This window comes from Marinifilum caeruleilacunae (assembly GCF_013141825.1).
Lineage (GTDB): Bacteria > Bacteroidota > Bacteroidia > Bacteroidales > Marinifilaceae > Marinifilum > Marinifilum caeruleilacunae.
Genome location: NZ_RZNH01000002.1, coordinates 211821 through 231485 on the forward strand (window position 1 = coordinate 211821; position 19665 = coordinate 231485).

17 protein-coding genes and 1 tRNA gene are annotated in these 19665 nt (G+C 37.8%); 8 read left to right on the forward strand and 10 right to left on the reverse strand.

Annotated elements, in window-relative coordinates:
* Positions 1 to 242 precede the first annotated feature (242 nt).
* Genes ELS83_RS02385 through ELS83_RS02400 form a run of 4 tightly spaced genes read right to left on the reverse strand, consistent with a single transcriptional unit; the run spans position 243 to position 3145 of the window.
* A complete protein-coding gene (locus ELS83_RS02385; protein ID WP_171593912.1) occupies positions 243 to 989 on the reverse strand; it encodes a LytR/AlgR family response regulator transcription factor in 747 nt (248 codons plus the stop codon).
* Positions 990 to 991: 2 nt separating this feature from the next.
* Positions 992 to 2041 carry a sensor histidine kinase gene (locus ELS83_RS02390; RefSeq protein ID WP_171593913.1) on the reverse strand — a complete coding sequence of 350 codons (1050 nt, stop codon included), beginning with the start codon at positions 2039 to 2041 and terminating at the stop codon, positions 992 to 994.
* Positions 2042 to 2046: 5 nt separating this feature from the next.
* Positions 2047 to 2775, reverse strand: coding sequence for a LiaF transmembrane domain-containing protein (locus tag ELS83_RS02395; protein WP_171593914.1), 729 nt, complete (start codon positions 2773 to 2775; stop codon positions 2047 to 2049).
* A 31-nt stretch (positions 2776 to 2806) separates the two neighbouring features.
* Complete coding sequence (locus tag ELS83_RS02400; RefSeq protein ID WP_171593915.1) at positions 2807 to 3145, reverse strand: LiaF transmembrane domain-containing protein; 339 nt, start codon at positions 3143 to 3145, stop codon at positions 2807 to 2809.
* A 300-nt stretch (positions 3146 to 3445) separates the two neighbouring features.
* On the opposite strand from ELS83_RS02400, the gene ligA reads away from it, so the two are divergent.
* The 6 genes from ligA to ELS83_RS02430 all read left to right on the forward strand — a co-directional run bounded on the left by ligA (position 3446) and on the right by ELS83_RS02430 (position 9723).
* Positions 3446 to 5455 carry an NAD-dependent DNA ligase LigA gene (ligA, locus tag ELS83_RS02405; RefSeq protein ID WP_171593916.1) on the forward strand — a complete coding sequence of 670 codons (2010 nt, stop codon included), beginning with the start codon at positions 3446 to 3448 and terminating at the stop codon, positions 5453 to 5455.
* A gap of 16 nt (positions 5456 to 5471) precedes the next feature.
* On the forward strand, positions 5472 to 6059 hold the full coding sequence (locus ELS83_RS02410; RefSeq protein ID WP_171593917.1) for an exonuclease domain-containing protein: 588 nt from the start codon (positions 5472 to 5474) through the stop codon (positions 6057 to 6059).
* A 108-nt stretch (positions 6060 to 6167) separates the two neighbouring features.
* Complete coding sequence (locus tag ELS83_RS02415) at positions 6168 to 6710, forward strand: DUF6913 domain-containing protein (RefSeq protein WP_171593918.1); 543 nt, start codon at positions 6168 to 6170, stop codon at positions 6708 to 6710.
* 1 nt (position 6711) lies between these two features.
* Positions 6712 to 7608: a 4-hydroxy-tetrahydrodipicolinate synthase gene (gene dapA / locus ELS83_RS02420; RefSeq protein ID WP_171593919.1), complete on the forward strand. Its 897-nt coding sequence runs from the start codon at positions 6712 to 6714 to the stop codon at positions 7606 to 7608.
* A 71-nt stretch (positions 7609 to 7679) separates the two neighbouring features.
* On the forward strand, positions 7680 to 8264 hold the full coding sequence (gene lpoB / locus ELS83_RS02425) for a penicillin-binding protein activator LpoB (RefSeq protein WP_171593920.1): 585 nt from the start codon (positions 7680 to 7682) through the stop codon (positions 8262 to 8264).
* Positions 8265 to 8313: 49 nt separating this feature from the next.
* Positions 8314 to 9723, forward strand: coding sequence for a COG3014 family protein (locus ELS83_RS02430; RefSeq protein WP_171593921.1), 1410 nt, complete (start codon positions 8314 to 8316; stop codon positions 9721 to 9723).
* Here ELS83_RS02430 and ELS83_RS02435 read toward each other — a convergent pair.
* From ELS83_RS02435 to ELS83_RS02445, 3 genes are all read right to left on the reverse strand, one after another.
* On the reverse strand, positions 9715 to 10269 hold the full coding sequence (locus ELS83_RS02435; RefSeq protein ID WP_171593922.1) for a heme NO-binding domain-containing protein: 555 nt from the start codon (positions 10267 to 10269) through the stop codon (positions 9715 to 9717). The two genes, ELS83_RS02430 and ELS83_RS02435, sit on opposite strands and share 9 nt — an antisense overlap.
* A 104-nt stretch (positions 10270 to 10373) precedes the next feature.
* A complete protein-coding gene (locus tag ELS83_RS02440) occupies positions 10374 to 11558 on the reverse strand; it encodes an alpha/beta hydrolase (protein ID WP_171593923.1) in 1185 nt (394 codons plus the stop codon).
* Between the two features lie 165 nt (positions 11559 to 11723).
* On the reverse strand, positions 11724 to 12323 hold the full coding sequence (locus ELS83_RS02445; protein WP_171593924.1) for a YceI family protein: 600 nt from the start codon (positions 12321 to 12323) through the stop codon (positions 11724 to 11726).
* A gap of 324 nt (positions 12324 to 12647) precedes the next feature.
* On the opposite strand from ELS83_RS02445, the gene ELS83_RS02450 reads away from it, so the two are divergent.
* Positions 12648 to 12721 (forward strand) — tRNA-Arg (locus ELS83_RS02450).
* A gap of 215 nt (positions 12722 to 12936) precedes the next feature.
* Positions 12937 to 14016 carry a bifunctional transcriptional activator/DNA repair enzyme AdaA gene (locus ELS83_RS02455; protein ID WP_171593925.1) on the forward strand — a complete coding sequence of 360 codons (1080 nt, stop codon included), beginning with the start codon at positions 12937 to 12939 and terminating at the stop codon, positions 14014 to 14016.
* A gap of 36 nt (positions 14017 to 14052) precedes the next feature.
* On the opposite strand, the gene ELS83_RS02460 is transcribed toward ELS83_RS02455, so the two are convergent.
* From ELS83_RS02460 to ELS83_RS02470, 3 genes are all read right to left on the reverse strand, one after another.
* Positions 14053 to 16398 (reverse strand): TonB-dependent receptor, encoded by a 2346-nt coding sequence (locus ELS83_RS02460; protein WP_171593927.1) that lies wholly within the window; start codon positions 16396 to 16398, stop codon positions 14053 to 14055.
* A gap of 164 nt (positions 16399 to 16562) precedes the next feature.
* Positions 16563 to 17405: a hypothetical protein gene (locus tag ELS83_RS02465; protein WP_171593929.1), complete on the reverse strand. Its 843-nt coding sequence runs from the start codon at positions 17403 to 17405 to the stop codon at positions 16563 to 16565.
* A 74-nt stretch (positions 17406 to 17479) separates the two neighbouring features.
* Positions 17480 to 19639 (reverse strand): S46 family peptidase, encoded by a 2160-nt coding sequence (locus ELS83_RS02470; protein WP_171593930.1) that lies wholly within the window; start codon positions 19637 to 19639, stop codon positions 17480 to 17482.
* Between the last annotated feature and the right edge of the window lie 26 nt (positions 19640 to 19665).

Here is a 19665-nt window from a genome sequence, read left to right on the forward strand (position 1 = left end):
AGTTTAGATTGTAGTTGGGCAGAACAAATATATAAGATTATGGTGAAACAAACATCAAGATTGATCATTATATTGATGTTTTAATACAAAAAAAAAGGCAGTCTATCTACATTTTTTGTTGTTTCACTTATATTTTAGAGAATCATATACTCCTATCTTTTGATGCTCCGAACATCAAATTCCATAAAAAAAGCCGCTACCTAAAGGTAACAGCCTTCTTTTATTTTCGCTTTTTAATCTTCCTAAATTTCCAATTGCTTTTTGAGGAGCTTAAATCCATTTCTACTTACTTTTAGGCTTTCGCCTGATTTTAAAATGACAACCCAGCTGTCTTTTTCATAGGGCTGGAGTTGTGAAATCTGATCGATTCGAACCAGGTAAGAACGATGAATTCTGCAGAATTCATTTGCACTAAGATGAGTCTCAAAAAACTTCATGGTTTTCTGCTTTAAATAGTGCCCGTCATTTGTGTAAATCATTACATAATCATCCTGTGCTTCGAAATATTTGATCTTATTTACTGCAATAACATCGATTTTATTTCTCGATTTTACCACCACTCTATTTAGTAGTTCATCAGAATCATCGTTATGAGATTTTATCTTCTCTATCTGATCAAGATTTTCTGTAGTATTGGCTATTCTCTCTTTTGCTTTTGCCAGTGCCGATGAGAATCGATCTTTTGAAAATGGTTTGAGCAAATAATCGATGGCATTGTGTTCGAAGGCTTTTATTGCGTACTCGTTATAAGCTGTTGTAAAAACAATATTACATGGTTTGTCGAGCAATTCAAGCAACTCAAAACCTGTCAGTTTAGGCATTTGCACATCTAAAAAAACCAGGTCAGGATTCAACTCATTGATGGCTTTTAAACCTTCGAAACCATTTGAATACTCGCCAATTACTGTGATTTCTTCTTCTGTTTCCAAATATGAAGCAACAAGCTCTCGCGCTAGTGATTCATCATCTATTATAATTGCTTTTATCATGACTATTTAACTTGTGGGAATTCTAAATTAACTGTAAACTGGCTTTCTGTTTTTACGATTTTGAGCAAATCAGTTCTTCCATAAATCAAACCCAATCTCTCCTGAATGTTTTTTAAGCCAATGCCATTTCCTCGCGGTGGAATGGCTTCCGGGTCAAAATTGTTACTAATTGTGATTTTGAGCACATCATCAATCATTTCACAATTGGTATCAATACTTACCGGTTCGAGGCTTTCGTGCACACCATATTTAATGGCATTTTCATAAATTGGCTGCAAAATCAGGTTGGGGATTTTTAGCTCTTCACAATCGGTTGTTGACTTAAAGTTTAGAAGCAGCCTGTCTCCAAACCTTACCTTCTCAATATCCAAATACAAGCGAATGTTATTCAATTCGTTTGCTAAACTGTTAAGCTCCTTTAAATCCTGACCGAGTGAATACCTTAGAAAAGTGGATAACTTTACAACCATTTCTCTCGATTGCTCTGGTCTCGACATGGTTAGTGAACTAACAGAATTGAGGCTATTGAATAAAAAATGTGGATTGATCTGAGATTTTAAGGCATTCAACTCAGCTTCCTTTACCAGGTTTTTTAGCTCCGATTCCATTACTGCCTTGTCTTTAAAGTTTCTGTAATAAATAATCAGGTAATAGATTAATATGATATAATCGTAGACACAGAAAGCAAAGAATATTTGCCAGTGTATCGGAATAAAATAGTTGATTCCTTCCGGATCTTCGCCAAATAAACCGACTCTAATTTGATAGCCTACCGACACCCAAACTCCAACCACAACGGCTGCCGCCGTTAAATGATGAAGAAGAAAGCCCAGAATTCCCGACTCATCCATACTCACATAACTCACCACATACCAAATACATGCTCCCAAAACAAGCAATGGCAATGAAAAGCTAATGGAGTTTACAAATGACGAATACCAATCATTTCCATCGAAATACCAACCGATAAAAAACAGAAGGAGAACAAAAAGTATCCAGGAGCCAATGTAAATTGGAATTCCATAATGGTTTCGCAGTAAAGGATGTCTCATTGGTATTATTTATACGATTTGATTTCGCAACCACCAAGGGCAACAAATCCTTTGATAATTAACTCTTTTTTCGGTTCAACCACATAATTGGTTGTTGGCATGCGTTTATCCGAAACACCTCCCAATACAGCCGAAACTTCTACTTTCACATCCCAGTCGGAAGGCACAATCAGCACGCAACCTCCGAACATGGCAAATACATCGATTACATTCGTTCCTTCGGCCAAATCGGCATTGGTAAGGTTAATTTCTGATCCTCCAAAAACACAGGTTACTTTCCCTCCTTTAAAGTTTTTGGTATTGATCATTTTTTCTCCTCCACCAAAAATATTTAGTTCGTCGATATAGCCCGATCCTATATTTTCTGTTGTGCTTCCTCCAGGCACACATTCATTTCTCTTACGGATAATGAAAATACCCACTACGATTAGAATTACCGGCCAGAACAGACCTTTCCAATGGAATCCCCAATCGAAAATAATAGGTAGTAAGAATAATCCTCCAACACCCATTAGGATAACACCCGTGGTTTTGTCTTTTTTACCTACATAGAATAATGCACCTAACCCAAGCAGCAATGCCGGCCAAGAGAAGATAATATCCTTCATGTAATAAGGAAAAATATCAAGGTTTTTTAATACCAATAAACAACCAAACAAGATTAAGAAAACCCCAAATATTACCCTGTTGTTTTGCTTCGATTCGTGATCTTTGTGATGATGATGATGTCTCATAATTTATCTATTTATACGATTAATTTATATTTTATTTTTTACAATTCTTCGAAACAGGCTGAAAAATAAAAGCTACTCCACCTAATATCAGTGCAGCTGGTAAAAACCATACTTCCCAATTGTATGGTAGAAAGAACATTTCATCCATTAAAAAGTATGCACCTACCATGATGGCTGCAATGCCTCCAAAGAATTTTCCTCTCACAAGAATAAGTAATAAGCCAATAAATATTACTAAGGATTCCCATCGATATAGCCAAGACCATATAAAATCAGGATAAAAATCGATTCGCTCCAGCATCACAACCAGGCCAACCGTTATTAATAATATCCCCAAAAACAAACTTTTATTTCTCCTGTGCTCATCCATATCATTTCAATTAGGTTCAACATCTAATAATTTATTGTAACACTAATGTATTGCATTTTCATTGCTAAAATAATTGTAAATCGGTTAACGGAACACTACAATCGGTAAATGACCTCTGCAAACAGGATTCACTGTCTGATAAAAGCAAAGCACTTCGGCTCTGTACTTCAATCTATTAATTAAGAATGCTAAAGATTCCTTATAAAAGCATGTTAAAATCAGGCGAAGGTTTACTATTTTTACAATTCACGAAGAGGGTTCAATCTTCGGATCTATTCACAAACTGGTTACATTTTTATCATGAATCAACAAGAGGCAAAACTTCGTATCGAAGACTTACGCGAGCAATTGCATACACACAATCATAACTATTACGTTTTATCTCAACCTAGCATTTCGGATTACGATTTCGACATGTTATTGAATGAGTTAATTGAGCTTGAAAAGAAGCATCCGGAATTTGATGATCCCAATTCACCCACTCAGCGTGTAGGAAGCGATATCAACCTTGAGTTTAACCAGGTGGAGCATAAATACCCAATGCTTTCGTTGGGAAACACCTATTCGGAGGATGAAATTCGTGATTTTGAAACCCGGATTCGCAAGCTGATTGATGGTGAAATTGAATATGTATGCGAACTGAAATACGATGGTACATCCATTTCGCTGACCTATAAAAATGGCAAGCTGGTTCAGGCAGTAACACGTGGAGATGGTGTGCAAGGAGATGATGTAACAGCCAATGTAAAAACCATACGATCGGTACCTTTGCAATTAGCGGGCAATGAATATCCTGAAGAGTTTGAGATTAGAGGAGAAATTCTAATGCCATTTGCAGTGTTTGAAGAGCTGAATAAAGAACGTGAAGAAGTTGGGGAAGCTCCTTTTGCCAATCCGAGAAATGCAGCTTCGGGTACTCTAAAAATGCAGAATTCGGCCATAGTTGCCAAAAGAAAACTTGATTGCTACCTGTACTATTTATTGGGTGCAAATATTCCGGGAAGAAATCACTTCGAGAATTTGCAAACGGCTAAAAAATGGGGATTTAAAGTTCCTTCGAATACGGCTCTTTGCAAAAACATTGATGAAGTAATTGATTTTATTCAATCCTGGGATGAAAAAAGAGAATCCTTACCTGTACCTATCGATGGTATCGTAATAAAGGTAAACTCGATTGATCAGCAGGAAGAGCTTGGCTTTACGGCCAAATCGCCTCGTTGGGCAATATCATACAAATACAAAGCAGAGAGGGTTGCCACTAAATTAAATGAAGTAAGCTACCAGGTTGGCCGTACGGGATCGATAACCCCGGTTGCGAATCTGGAACCGGTTTTATTGGCAGGTACAACGGTAAAGAGAGCATCTCTTCATAATGCTGATATTATTGAAAATTTAGACCTGCATGAACATGATACCGTTTATGTTGAAAAAGGAGGTGAAATTATTCCTAAAATTGTTGGAATTGACACCAAATTAAGAGGTGGAAATGCTGAAAAGGTCGAATTTATCGAGAATTGTCCGGAATGCGGAACGCAATTAGTCCGTAAGGAAGGTGAAGCCAATCATTACTGTCCGAACGACAGAAGTTGTCCTCCCCAGATAAAGGGAAAAATTGAACACTTTATTAGCCGAAGAGCGATGAATATTGATGGCTTGGGAGAAGAAACCATCGATCTGCTTTTTAAAGAAAATTTAATTCATGATATCTCTGATTTATACCTACTTAAAAAGGAAGACATTGTGCCTCTTGAAAGAATGGGTGATAAATCGGCAGAGAGAATATTGAATAGTATTCAGGATTCCTTGCAGGTTCCTTACGAAAGAGTTCTTTATGCCCTGGGAATTAGATATGTGGGAGCCACAGTTGCAAAAAAACTGGCAAAAGCCATTCCATCTATCGATTCATTGGCGAATTCGAGTATCGAACAACTGGTAGAAGTTGATGAAATTGGAAGTAAAATAGCTGAAAGTATTGTAGAATATTTCTCTGAATCGCATCACCAGGAGTTGGTAATGAAACTCAAAGATTATGGTGTTCAGCTTGAAAAAGAAGTATCAGAATCACCGGCGGGAAGCAATAAACTGGAAGGATTATCGATTGTTATATCAGGAAGTTTTGAGAAACACTCCAGAGATGAACTGAAAGAGATGATTGAATTGCATGGTGGCAAAAACGTGGGATCGATTTCGAAGAAGACCAGTTTCTTGCTGGCAGGAGAAAAAATCGGACCAAGTAAACTTGCAAAGGTTGAAAAACTTGGTATTCCAATGATTTCTGAAGATGAATTTCTTGATAAAATAAACGGATAAGCATTTACCTGTACTTATGAATTTTACGGCAATAGATTTTGAGACCGCAAACGGGAAAAGAAACTCGGCATGTTCACTTGGATTGGTGCGTGTTGAAGATGGAATCATTGTGGAGAGCAAAGAGTGGTTAATTTCTCCGCCCGAAATGTATTTCCATCCGATAAACATTAGCATTCATGGCATTACGGAAGAAGATGTAGCCGATCAGCCAAGCTTTAATTACATTTGGGAAGAAGTGGAAGATTACTTGCACGGAAATATGGTAATTGCCCATAATGCCAGTTTCGATATTGGCGTTCTACGTGCTTGTTTGCAGACTTATGGCCTTTCCAATCCCGATTTTGATTACATGTGTACGGTTCAGATCAGTCGAAATTTGTGGCCCAATATGCCCAATCATAAATTAAATACCCTGGCTCATCTTTTTGATATTCCTCTGAAACATCACGATGCATTGGAAGATACTCTGGCTTGTGCTAAAATCGCTGTTAAAGCATGCACTACAATGAATGCAAACAGCATGGAAGAATTGGCGAGCCAGATTAAGATTAAACCTGGTAAACTATACCATGGTGGTTATCAATCTCCAAAAAAATATAAATAATCTTAAAAAGAAATGAGGCTCTAAAATTTTTCATAACTTGTAATTTTCAATTTATGCTAATCTAAAGCCTCTCGACATTGGGTCGATAATTAAACTATTATTCTTACAATGAGTCTCATCCAGAACATTAAGCAAAAACTCTCTGATCGTATTATAAAGGGTAAACTGAATAAAAATCCAAGAAAAAAGGAGTTTCATAACCTCGATAGTGCAAAAAACATTGGAATTTTATTCGATACTCTAGATGATAAAAATTACCCTATTGTAAAGAAATTCTCGGAAGACTTGTCAAAAAAGGGATACAAGGTTCAGACGATTGGATGGATTAATGCAAATGAGCTTCCTGATTTTGGTGTAGCACAAAAAATCATTTTCTATACCAATAAGGATGTGAAATGGACAGGTGAACCATTGGCAGATGAGATTAAGGATTTTATGAACAAGAGGTTTGATTTGCTGTTTATTCTTTCCGATTCGGATCACATATCGTTCAGGTATTTGGCTGAGCTATCGAATGCTGCCTGTAAAGTGGGAGCTGTATCGGAACAAAGCGACCGATTAGACCTGATGATTGATCAGGGGAAAAATAAATCGGTTGATCATCTTATAAAAGAAAGCTTAAACTACCTATCACTAATAAAAAAACACTAACATGACTACAAATAAATTCATCGGAACAGGGATTGCCATTATTACACCATTTCTTGATAATGGTGAGGTAGATTTCGATTCGCTTAAAAATCTTGTAAACTTCCAGATTAGCAATGGTGTAAACTACCTTGTTGTATTGGGAACTACAGGCGAAGCTGCTACTTTAAACAAGGAAGAAAAAAATGCTGTGATTGATTGTGTGATTGAAACCAATAATAGCAGAGTTCCAATTGTTGTAGGCTTTGGTGGAAACAATACGCATGAGATTGTACAACAAATCGAAAATTATCAGAATTTCGACAAAATCGATGCAATTCTATCGGTAGCACCATACTATAACAAGCCAAGTCAGGAAGGTTTGTTTCAACACTATAAATTGATAGCCGAGAGCAGTCCGGTACCAGTAATCATTTACAATGTACCAGGCAGAACAAGCGTTAACATTAATGCTGAAACAACATTAAGAATTGCACGGGAATTGCAGAAGGTCATAGCAGTAAAGGAAGCTTCAGGAAACCTGGAACAAATCATGCAAATTATCAAAGATAAACCAGAAGATTTTCTTGTAATTTCGGGTGATGATGCCATTACCTACCCAATGATTCAATTGGGTGCATCGGGAGTGATTTCGGTAATTGGTAACGCTTTTCCAAAAGAATTTAGCTGCATGGTGATGCAAGCAATAAAAGGAGAAAACAAGCCAGCTCTGGATACTCATTACAGATTGTTTGAACTGATAAAAGGAATTTTTACCGAAGGTAATCCTGCTGGCGTAAAAGCAATTCTTCACCAAAAAGGCATCATTTCGAATCACTTGCGTCTTCCTTTGATTCCGGTGAGCGAATCGCACTATAAAAAATTGAATGCGTTGAGAGAAGATTTTACCGTTATGGCATAAAAATTGTAAACCGTTAAGAGGTTATTTAAATATCACAAAATTGATTTTACAAACAAAAAATGATTAGTTATATGAAATATTCATTTCGCCTATTTGTTATTGCTCTTGCTGTAATCAGTCTTGCATCATGTTCAAGACAGATAACAAGAGTATCTCCAGATCAGCAAATTGATTTAAGCGGACGTTGGAATGATACAGATTCCAGATTGGCCGCCGAAGCTTTAATCGACCAGGTTTTAAACCAGGGATGGATTGAAGATTATCGACAAGAGTTTAATAAAAAACCAGTGGTTACTGTTGGTTTAATTACCAATAAAAGTTCTGAGCACATCGATTCAGATACTTATATCAAAGACATCGAAAAAGCAATCTTGAATGATGGTCGTGTTCGATTGGTTCAGGCTGGTGCGAAACGAGAAGAACTACGCCAGGAAAGAGCTGATCAGCAGGATTTCGCTTCAAAAGAAACCATCAAGAAATGGGGTCGCGAATTAGGAGCTGATTTCATCCTTCAAGGTGACATTACTTCGATTATCGATAGCTACAAAAAAGAAAAGGTACGCTACTATCAATTGAACCTGGAGTTAACAAATCTTGAAACCAACGAATTGGTTTGGATTGGAGACAAAAAAATCAAGAAATACGTTAATCGATAAACTTACATAAGGGAAGCACTGTTCTTCCCTTCTTTCCTCTCCTATTGCAATGAATAAGCTTTTTACAAATAAGGCAATTTTTCTGCTTGTTTTTATTTCGAGTATTTTACTTTCGAGCTGTGCCACCTATTATGCGCAAAACGAAGCATTTAACCAACATTTCCAAAATGGAGATATTGCCAATGCGGAGCGTGCCCTCGATCAGGATGCAAAGAATAAACGAAATAAAAACCGTTCGCTTTACCTTCTTAATAAAGGTACACTTGCGTGGATGCAGCAAGATTACCAAAGAGCTACTGCATATTTTAACGAAGCTGATTTATTTATCGAAGATCAGCGAAAGAACATTGCAAATGAAGCTTTGGCGCTACTCACCAATCCTGCCACTAAACCTTACGTTCCTGAGGATTTTGAGAACGTGATGCTTAATTTCTACAAAGCATTAAGCTACATAGAAATGGGTGATACTGAATCGGCATTGGTAGAATGTAGAAGAGTAAACGAAAAGCTGTATGCCTTAAACGATAAATATCCGAAGAATTATAAAAACCGATACAGCGACGATGCCTTTGCGCACGTTCTAATGGGTTTGATATACGATTCATCGAAAGATTACAACAATGCATTTATTGCCTACCGTAATGCATTAAAGATATATGAAGAGAACTACACGAAAAATTTTGGTACTCCTGCACCACTTCAACTTAAAGAAGATCTTTTAAGAACTGCCTATCAGACAGGATTAAATCAGGAATACGAATTTTACAAGGATAAATTTGGTTTCGACTTCGCAAAATCAGATCAAAACAATGGTGATCTGGTCTTTATTTGGCTAACAGGTTTAGGACCTGTAAAAGACGAATGGAGCATCAACTTTAGTGCCCTGAATGGTCGCGATGGATACCTGACTATGGTAAATGAAGGTGAAGATATTACCTTTCCGTTTTACGTGGGCAATATGGATCGAAACACTCGCAGTTCACTAAACGATTTAGAATTTGTTAGAGTTGCTTTCCCAAAATATGCCGAAAGAATTCCTGTATTTACCGATGCCTCAATTTTGGTAAACGATTCGCTTTCTTATCAGCTTGACAAAGCCGAAGATATCAATGCCATTGCATTTAAAACACTTCGCGACAGAATGTTAAGAGAAATGGCAAATTCTTTACTTCGCCTGGCTACAAAAAAGGCCTTAGAGAATTATGCACGTAGTAAAGACGATACCATTGGCCTTTTCGTGGGAATTCTAAATGCGGTTACCGAAAAAGCAGATACCAGAAACTGGCAGACATTGCCTCATAGCATTCACTATAGGAGAATCAGTTTAAAGGAGGGAGAAAATAATCTTACCCTGCAGGTTCAATCTCCAAATGGAGCCGTACAAAATCAAAACATACGGGTTACAATAAAAGCTGGACAAACCAACTTTTTTACTTTCCACAATATGGAATCAAACTAAAACTCGTGTTTTACTAAGGGTGAAACAAACCGTTTCTTTATCTTCTACGGTTTTTGTTTCTGTATACAATACCAAATCTTCGTTAAAGAATTTCTGACATCCCATAAATAAACCAATGGCTAAATCAATCAGTTCTTGCTTTGATTGAAAGCTTACTTTAAATGTGCTTTCGTTGAGTCGTTCGGTTTTAAAACCTTTTATTCCATCGTGAGGAAATTTTTCCTGCATCTTCACGTGTATAAAATAGTCTATCTGTTCCAAAAACTGGAAAATATCAGAATTTCCGGCGAATTGCGGTCGGTACAAAATCACCAGTCGGCTAAAAAGATATTCTCCAAAATTTTTAGCAATATCGGAAGGTGATAATTTTACCTCCTGACTTAAAAGCAAAATGAGGTCGTAAAAATGATTGAATGAATAGTCGGTAAGTGGCTGGAATACTCCGTGATACCCGGCATCTAGAGATGAAATAACCTTTTCGACAGTAGGAGAACCATACTCCCTTTCTGTCATTTCCAAGAATTCTGTAAAAAATATCCCTTTCATCTACATCTATCTATTTGAACAACAAAAGATTGATTTTCTATTAAATTTAAGAAAAATCAATCTAATGTGTCAAACGTAAATGAAACTTTTTTATTGTTTAGAACTTACAATTGTGCTTTATTTTGCTCTTGATTCCTTAATTCTTCGATTAGTTTCTGCATGGCCAGGTACTTTTGCTCATAATCCCATCTGCCCTTGTCTTTTTTATGAGCTGCCTCGTAAAACTTTAATGCCTGCTGGTGTTTTTCGGTTACTTCGTAAATTTCTCCGGCATAAAAATAGGGCTCGGCTTTCTCGGGATAGTTTACCGAAGTATATGTTAAAAATTTAATGGCTTCCTGGTATTTTGCCTCCTGTTTTAATTGCAAACATACACTCTCTAAAAGGGAGTATGGTAACTTCTCTTTTCTACCATAGTTTAACATGATATCGCGCAGATAACTATTGGCTGTCTTAATTCCTCCTTTGGCAAGATCTTCAACCGATGGATATTTATAGTCCTTAAAAATGATCTCCATTCCTCTCATCAGGCTTTTACGATACAAGCTATAATGATTCTCATCAGGCATCCATTCATAGTTCCACTTTAAATCCTTTGGCGCTTTCTCTTCCATCAACTTGGTTAGATCTTTGCACGCTTCGAGCATGTTTTTAGCCTCCTTCGCAAAGCTCATGAATAAATACTTTCTAATGCTGGAGTTCTCTGTTAAGTGTCGATCCATGTCGTTTATCATGGCGGTATTATTCCACCATAAGGTTGGGCTAAAAGACATGTACCTGTCGAACAACTCTGGTCTTGATAAAAAGGCATGCATTACAAACAAGCCGCTATAGTTATGCCCAAGCACCAGGCGTCGTGAACTGCCACGATATTCCTTTGCAACAAATGGGAAAATATCGGTTTCCAATACTTGCAAGAAAGTATCGGCTCCACCACGAGTGGGGAAAATGGTTTTATTCAAAACCGAATCAACAGGAGTCATATCCCTAAAACGATCGGTATTGGTTATTCCAACCACAACATGTGGAGGGATAAAATGATTATCCATAAGGAAGCTAAGCACTTCTATACCAGTGCCAAAATTAGATTCCGCATCTAACAAATAAATTACAGGATATCGGAAGTAGGTATCACCAAACTCGCTTGGCAACAAGATCTGGAGTTCGCGCTGTTCTTTTAAAATGGATGAATAAACGCTGGTGCTGACAAGGTTTTTAGGATTAATCTTAGCAAATACACTACTTACACATAAAATCAATACAAATGTCGCAAATAAACTTCGCTTCATACAAAAAGGGGGTTTTTACTGTTATAACCTTTGTAAATTACGATTATTTACAATATCAAAAAAACAATCCTTTATTAACGGGTGCTTTACTGTGATAAACAGCTTTATTTTTAGTAGAAAAAAACCGGCATCTAAGTAGATCCGGTTTTGTATTCATTTATCTTATTATTGCAGATAGAGGTCGAGGCTCAGTTCAAAATCATCATAGATGGTTTTATCACCTAAATTATCGAAAAAGCTTCCTGACCCATATCGAACATTAAACTTACTTCTATCAATTACAATTTTACCGCTTACATGTAAATCATCGCCATGCTGATGCATATTTACATTAAAACTAATTGGTTTGGTTATACCTTTAATGGTAATATTACCATGCACTTCGTAGTTTCCATTACCCAGCTTTTTGGTCTTCACGATCTCAAATGTTGACTTTGGATGTTGCTCAACTCCAAAAAAGTCATCCGATTTTAAGTGACCAACCAATTTAGCACGATAACCTTCATCTTTAATATCGGTATTTTCGATTGTAGACATGTCTACAACAAAACTTCCTTTCTCTAACTGATCATCTTTAAACACAAGATGCCCTTCCGAGATTTTAATTGTACCGGAATGTTCACCGGTTACTTTCTTACCCAGCCATTCGACCTTACTTTTTTCACTGTTTAATTTTTTACTACCATTATCTGCAAGAACATTGCCTGCAAATACGAATGATAAGATCACAAATAAACTTGTAAGCTTTAGTATTGATTTTTTCATATTACTAAATTTTTAAAATCATATTTTTAATAATAACTGAAGTATATATGCTCTGTATAACAATCGCAACTCCTTATTTGTTTTTATTCCAATTAAAAATAAGAAAATATTAAGTAGGTATCGATATGAATTCGTGTTAAAGCTGTGTTAAATATTGCTCGAAAGTTCGAAAATGATTCAGAAACTGAAAAAATATTTCAAAGCTAAGTTTCTACCAACAAACCGATTAGAATTACAGGGTTATTTTTTTGTAAAAAAAAGATAAGAATAGCTTGCATAAACCATTCTAAAACCCCTATATTTGCAGCGCCTTTAAGGAAAAACGGACGCGTAGCATAACTGGATAGTGCACCACATTACGGCTGTGGAGGTTGGGGGTTCGACTCCCTCCGTGTTCACATTAACAAGCTTACTTGGGCTAAAGGGGCTTCCACCCTTCCAAGTCAAGAAATCGTCACCCTTCATCCGGTGACGATTTTTTTTTGCCTTATTTTCAAAATCACTTTCCTTTTTCAAGTCGATTAAAAAAGAACTTGTCAATTTTTCGGTAGCATAAAACATTTTACCAACTTAGCTTTGTTCTGTATATTTAAAGAGAGAGGAACAGACAAACATGAATATCAAATTAAGCTTTGAAGAAAAATACGATGCCATTGGTAAGGCAGAATCTGATTATGAAGGCGTTTTCTATACTGGCGTGGTGACAACAGGAATCTTTTGCCGACCATCTTGCAGGGCAAGAAAGCCCAAGCCCGAAAATGTGATTTTTTACGATACCGCCCAACAGGCCATTCAGAATGGTTTTCGTCCATGTAAAATCTGTAAACCTATGGAACAGGCAGGAGAAACGCCCGATTATATCAAAAATCTAATCAATGAGCTACATGCCGATCCTTATCTAAAAATTAAAGATTACGATTTAAGACAAAGGGGTATAGAGCCAAGTCAGATTCGCAGATGGTTCAAGAAACATCACAACATGACCTTTCATGCCTACCAACGTATGATGCGAATTAACAAAGCTTACAACCAGATTCGGGGCGGAAATTCGGTCACCAATACTGCATTTGGAGTAGGTTATGATTCTTTGAGCGGCTTTAACGAAGGTTATCGCAAGATATTTTCGAACTCACCTACGGGAGATCAATCAAAAAATGTAATCAACATCATCAGGTTTACCACCAAACTGGGCCCTATGTTTGCCTGTGCTACAGAAAAAGGCTTGTGCTTGCTGGAGTTTACCGATCGTAGGATGTTGGAAAGAGAATTTCAGGATCTCTGTAAAAGATTGGATGCAGTGATTCTGCCCGGCCAAAATCCTATACTAAGTCAGGTTCAGGAAGAGATTGCCGAATACATGGAAGGGAAACGATCTAATTTTACAGTGCCTCTTCACAGCCCTGGAACCGACTTTCAGAATTCTGTTTGGGACTTACTGAAAAACATTCCTTACGGAGAAACCCGATCGTACCAGGAACAAGCCAATTTACTAGGCAAACCCAAAGCTGTAAGAGCCGTTGCCAATGCCAATGGAATGAACCGCATTGCCATTATCATTCCCTGCCACAGGGTAATTGGTAGTAATGGCGAACTTACTGGTTATGCAGGTGGTTTAGGACGTAAAAAATGGTTGTTGGAGATGGAGAAACAATGCTGCGAATCACCTAAAACTGGAGAATCATCTACTAAATAGTAAGAGTTGGTTGGATCATCGTAAATCTAATCCCTCCTAAAAATCAATCACAATTCCAATGGTTGGGATTGGCGCTCCTTCCTCTTCTACTACCTGTTCCAGACTTCGGGGTTCAATTACATTACCCATATCATCTCTTGCGAGGATATATTCGGGTGCTTCTGGTGTTTTGCGCATAAGCAGGTTTTGAATCTCTAGAAAAAATTCCAGCGATAGCTTTTTGAAATTGTATTTCTTATCGATTCTTACATCCAACTCGCTAAAAACTCCTAGCTTCTCCTCTCCCATGCGGCTATAATCCAACACAATTTCAGGATAACGGATCAAGGTCTCATCCAAATTGGTTGGCACAATTGGTGTTTCCCCTGCAAAGCGATATCGGGCACTAATCTCCCAGTTTTTCTTTAGCTTATAACCTCCCGTGAACGACAACAAGTGACGACTATCCCAAACCGATGGCAAATACTTACTTCGATCGAATCCGGTAAACTCGCTATAGAAAAAAGTATAGGCAAACAATCCGTAAAAACGCTTGCTTAATTTTTGCTGAAACTGCAGTTCCAATCCATAGCTTCTGCCTTTTCCAACAGTCTCTACAGCCTCGTTACCCAAGATTTCGAAATCGGCTCCTTTATTGGCCAGCGATACCTGGTCGACAATGGAAACAGGGTAATCCTCGTATTTTTTGTAAAAGGCCTCCAGGCTGATACTGGCTGCCGGACCAAGAATTCTTTCCAGGCCCAGTACAAAATGATCACTCCTGGTGTAATCGACATCTTTATTTACGAAAGTCCCATTTTCCTGGAATCCCAATATGGTGTAGGGCGCAATCTTGTAATATCTTCCCACCGATGCTTTTACTTTCCAGTCGTCGGTAAACTCGTACGACAAGGCCATTCTGGGCGATAAATTAGAGAATATATCGTTCCCCCTGGTGAAGCTATCAGCATCCATTCGTACACCTATCGAGAAATCGAGACGTTCATCCAGAAATGTACGTGTAAGATTCGCATAAGCTCCGTATTTCATAAAATCGATCTCGGTTTCGTAGGCATAATTATCGTTCAGGTCCAGAGTAATGTTCTCATAATCGCTGTATTGAATATTCACCCCGGTTTGAATTTTCCAGTCTTTTTGAAAGTAAGTCAGTCCCCATCGAAGTTTGGTCTCCATTTCGCGGGAATCATTCCTGAAATAGAGTCCGCTTTGAGTTCGGTTGTCTTCGTAACGTGAAAAATCGTTCACCAGTAAATTGTTGCTTATGCTGGTTTGCATGAATCCCTTACCGGATTTAAACCTGTGTCGCCAGCTTAAACCAATGGTATTGGTTCGTTGTTCGATAAACGGAGCCTGTTCCAAAATCGACAATTCATCTCCTTCAATATCCCCACTGGCATCTACTGCAAAGTCGTCAATCGATCCAAGACCAATTAAATTTAAGGTGTTGTAATCATCAATTCGATGTGTGATTTTGTACTGGTAATCCCAATAATCAGGACGAATAGGCAAACCTACCAATTCGAATAAAAACTGCAAATAGGACCTTCGGGCCGAAATCATGTAACTCGTTTTGCTCTGCTCCTCTCCTTTTTTAAATAATGGTCCTTCGTGGGTTAAGGCAGCTTCGCTTGCACTCAACCTAAAGTTCGTATGATAGGAAGATTGACTGCCTTCGCGCTGACTAAACTGCAAAACCCCAGACAATGCATTATCGTACTGACTGCCAAAAGCAGAAGTCGATAAACTAACATCATCGATAAAGGAAACATTCAACATGCCAACAGGTCCACCCGAACTTCCCTGTGTACTAAAATGATTGATATTTGGAATCTCTATCCCATCAAGGTAATACACCGATTCGTTGGGTGCTCCTCCACGAATAATTAAATCGTTGCGAAAACCGCCAGGCGATGGTGAAATTCCAGGAAACGACTGGGCTACGCGGACCACATCATTATTCCCTCCCGGATAGGTAGCAATTTCAACTGACGATAAGGTTTGTGTCGACAGTGGCGTTTCTCTAGGTCTTGTAATCTTATTCTGATTGGAAACCACAACTTCCGACAGATTGGTAGCAGACTCTTTAAGTACAAAATTGTAGAGTTGGTTTCCAACCGATCTTAAGTCGATATTGTATCGGGTCTGACTTTTATATCCCAAATAACTTACCACCAAATTATACGAACCCGGTTTTACATTATCGATTTGGTAATATCCCTTCTCGTTGGTAATGGAACCTTGAATTGTATTTTCAAGATAAACCGACGCTCCAATTAAAGCCATCCCGGTTTCATCTTTCACATAGCCCCTTATGGATGTACTAATTTGTGTAAAGCCTTCGAATGTTAGCAATATCAAAAGTATTGTAAAGAGTTTTTTCATCTTGATAGCAGGTAAGTTTTTTGTTCTATGCTTTTAAACAATTAAGATAGAAATATGTTTGCAATTATTAACTGTTTATAAACAAGAAAGGAGCCCTAAAAAAGGGCTCCTACACGATAACACTAACTAAATCAGATGTTCTAATAAAACCAAAAATTAGAACTCTAATGCTTTTTGTTCTTTACATATCTTTTATACAGACTATATGCGTTATCCCAGTTCATACTTACCAAACGAACCTGTTCAGGATTCAAATTCATCATATAATCGGCCTGAGTTTTTCTCATTTCGATAAAATCCTTGTTCGAATCTTCGAGCATTCCCTTACCAATGATAAACAGATCTTCCGATATACCGATTTCTTCACCCTTGCTAATGGTAATGTGATACAAATTGTCCTTTACCTCAGTTTTTGCCAATAACCTTTTAAAAGCTCCCTGAAACATTTGAGCTGCTACCTTTTTTTGCTTGTCGGTAGCATCTTTTACTTTCTCAAAATCTACCTTCAAAAAGAAAAAGTATTTGTATTTCTCATGACGTTTTACCGCAGCGAACAAATCTTTGGCAGCACACCCATAAATTTGAACAGAATCTTTACCATGCTTAATATACAGGCGATTTCGAACATCTTCCATTACCTGCTTTTTTACAGGACCTTTAGTAGTTTCGCTCTTTAAAAATTCCAGGAAGTAATATGGGCGCTCAAAACCATATTTTTTCGCTTCAATCTTGGCCTCTTCGGGCGATAACATCAGGTTTTTTCCCAATTGGTACCACGAATAATTATCGATATAGAATCGGTCGTTGGCAATTTTTTCTGCCTTAAACTCTTCAATGCTTTGTCCTCTAGCACTAAGCAAACGAGCTGAATCGTGTTTGTTTACGGTATAGGAATTGATTTCCTTATCGAAATCAGCCTTAAACTTTGCAATATAAGCCTCATGGTCGTAAGAATTACACGCCGCAACAAGCAAGCTTAATACCAGTAAAATATGTGAATGTTTCATAAGTAAATTGTTTAATAGGCTTCGTTATTGTTTTTCAAAATTCTACAGCATCTCTTGCACCCTAAATTTCCGCACTACTTCCACTCTTCGAGCAAATTGTCGGCATGCAGCTGATGTTCCAGAACGAATCGAATGTATCGGATATCAACAGCAATATGGCGGGTTAATTCAGGCATATATTTGTAATCGCCAACCAAGCCATTTCCTGCACGGTCGAAATTCAAACCAATTATTTTTCCCTTGGCATTCAATACCGGACTTCCCGAGTTTCCACCTGTTGTATGGCTATTGCTGATAAAACAGGTTGGAATGGCCTTTTTCGATTCTTTTATGGCCTTCTTGCAGGTATCGATATAAGCTTGAGGTGCTGCATACACTTTAGGGTCTTTGCTGTTTTTTTCTACCAACTCATTCAAATAAGCAATAGGAGCATAATTTTTGCCATCATCCTCAATTCCTAAAATATTACCGTAGGATACTCGTAAAGACCTGTTGGCATCGGCAATAATTTTTTGCCCGGCCATCATTTCCTTTTTGGCCTGTAAGTACTTGTTGTGATACTTGCCATACTCTTTTCTGATATCCACACGTTGGCGATATACCATATCCTTATTGATTAGAAAGTAACTCAGGCACAAATCAAACACAGGATCATTTTGTAGTTTCTTCGCATCTTCCTTTGTGAAGTACTTCAAAAACTCATTCAATTTCTCTTTCGAAGCAAACATTGAATTGCTGAAAGCATCATCGATATATCGATCGAAATTGCCATTGTATTTGGCTCTGGCCTCTATAATAGGTTTTGGCTTGTACTTATCACCCACATTTTCGTCATAAAGTTTCACCAATGTTTTCAGGAATTCTTTTTCTGTTTCCAGATCATAAGCATTAAAGAAGTTGGAAGCTTCCACTCTTAATCGTCTCAACTCTTTGTTCAGGCGTTTCTCATTTACATTCTTTCGCGAGGCAATTGCATTCAACATGTCGAATTTTCCAGCAAAAGAAACAAAATTACCCCCTTTTATTCCACCTTCGAATACATACATATTCAGCTTTTCAATGGTATCCAAACGGGCAACACAATCCTCAATTCCCGGAATCACTTCTGCATATTTCTTTTTCAACTCTTCCGAAGAATTTATCCATTGGGTAAAGGCTTCCTCTTCCTTCCTTTTCAGATTCACAAGGTCCAGTTTCTCGATTCCACGAAGCTCGGCTTTCCATCTCAGCAAACTGTTCGATGTTTTTGCCATAAAATCTGAATACTTTAACCACAGATCTTCATTCTTGTTCATGGCCTTGCTAATAATCTCCATTTTGGCCTCTCTGATTTTGATGCCATGATAGTTCGTTACTTCAGCAATTTGCTGAACTGCACGAGCCGTTAAATATTGCTTGGTACTACCCGGAAAGCCGTATACCATGGCAAAATCACCCTCCTTATATCCTTTCAATGATAATTCCAAATGGTTTACAGGTGTAATTGGCTCGTTTGCAATTGAATATCTTAAAGACTCATGATTAGCATTTCCATAGACTCTTAGAACAGCAAAGTCAGCCGACTGGCGAGGCCATCTCCAGTTATCGCTTTCACCTCCAAATTTTCCCAAAGCCAATGGAGGCATAGCTACAATTCTTACATCGCGATAAATCTCGTACACCTCAAGAAACATCTGCGTTCCACCAAAATACGATTTCACCTTAACTTTGTAATGATTTCCTTCTCTTACCTTTTTGGAAATCTCCTTGGCTCTCTTATCAACCAAACGACTCTTTTCCACATCGCTTAATGATTCAGTTCCTTTCAGAAGGTTTTCAGTCACATCTTCCAGGCGAACAAGACGTGCCAGAGTTAAACCTTTGGCTGGCAGTTCATCTGTTTTATTCTGCGCATAAAAACCATCTCTCATGTAGTTCAATTCTTCGCTGCTGTGCTTGTGCAAATAACTCACCACAGTATGATGGTTGGTCAATACCAATCCACTTTCAGAGATAAATGATCCGCTACCAGTAAAAGTGGTAGGATTACTTTTGCTACCCAATCCGAGTATGGCATCTTTCAGGCATATTTTATTGATATCGTAAACATCTTCGGCAGACAATTTAAATCCTGCCTTTTTCATGTCTTTGATATTGTATTTCTTTAGTAATGAAGGAATCCACATTCCCTCGTCTGCTTTCACCGATGCTGCTGATAACAGCAGGCAAATCAACAATAATTTAAATCTTAGCATTTCAATTTCAGTTGTAGGTTTCCCTG

Bases quoted from the DNA above. Each gene is read 5' to 3' on its own strand.
- ELS83_RS02430 (WP_171593921.1), top strand. From the start codon at position 8,314: ATGAATAAGCTTTTTACAAATAAGGCAATTTTTCTGCTTGTTTTTATT.
- ELS83_RS02455 (WP_171593925.1), top strand. From the start codon at position 12,937: ATGAATATCAAATTAAGCTTTGAAGAAAAATACGATGCCATTGGTAAG.
- ELS83_RS02415 (WP_171593918.1), top strand. From the start codon at position 6,168: ATGAGTCTCATCCAGAACATTAAGCAAAAACTCTCTGATCGTATTATA.
- ELS83_RS02400 (WP_171593915.1), bottom strand. From the start codon at position 3,145: ATGGATGAGCACAGGAGAAATAAAAGTTTGTTTTTGGGGATATTATTA.
- ligA (WP_171593916.1), top strand. From the start codon at position 3,446: ATGAATCAACAAGAGGCAAAACTTCGTATCGAAGACTTACGCGAGCAA.
- ELS83_RS02460 (WP_171593927.1), bottom strand. From the start codon at position 16,398: ATGAAAAAACTCTTTACAATACTTTTGATATTGCTAACATTCGAAGGC.
- ELS83_RS02445 (WP_171593924.1), bottom strand. From the start codon at position 12,323: ATGAAAAAATCAATACTAAAGCTTACAAGTTTATTTGTGATCTTATCA.
- dapA (WP_171593919.1), top strand. From the start codon at position 6,712: ATGACTACAAATAAATTCATCGGAACAGGGATTGCCATTATTACACCA.
- ELS83_RS02435 (WP_171593922.1), bottom strand. From the start codon at position 10,269: ATGAAAGGGATATTTTTTACAGAATTCTTGGAAATGACAGAAAGGGAG.
- ELS83_RS02410 (WP_171593917.1), top strand. From the start codon at position 5,472: ATGAATTTTACGGCAATAGATTTTGAGACCGCAAACGGGAAAAGAAAC.
- ELS83_RS02395 (WP_171593914.1), bottom strand. From the start codon at position 2,775: ATGAGACATCATCATCATCACAAAGATCACGAATCGAAGCAAAACAAC.
- ELS83_RS02470 (WP_171593930.1), bottom strand. From the start codon at position 19,639: ATGCTAAGATTTAAATTATTGTTGATTTGCCTGCTGTTATCAGCAGCA.
- ELS83_RS02385 (WP_171593912.1), bottom strand. From the start codon at position 989: ATGATAAAAGCAATTATAATAGATGATGAATCACTAGCGCGAGAGCTT.
- ELS83_RS02465 (WP_171593929.1), bottom strand. From the start codon at position 17,405: ATGAAACATTCACATATTTTACTGGTATTAAGCTTGCTTGTTGCGGCG.
- lpoB (WP_171593920.1), top strand. From the start codon at position 7,680: ATGAAATATTCATTTCGCCTATTTGTTATTGCTCTTGCTGTAATCAGT.
- ELS83_RS02390 (WP_171593913.1), bottom strand. From the start codon at position 2,041: ATGAGACATCCTTTACTGCGAAACCATTATGGAATTCCAATTTACATT.
- ELS83_RS02440 (WP_171593923.1), bottom strand. From the start codon at position 11,558: ATGAAGCGAAGTTTATTTGCGACATTTGTATTGATTTTATGTGTAAGT.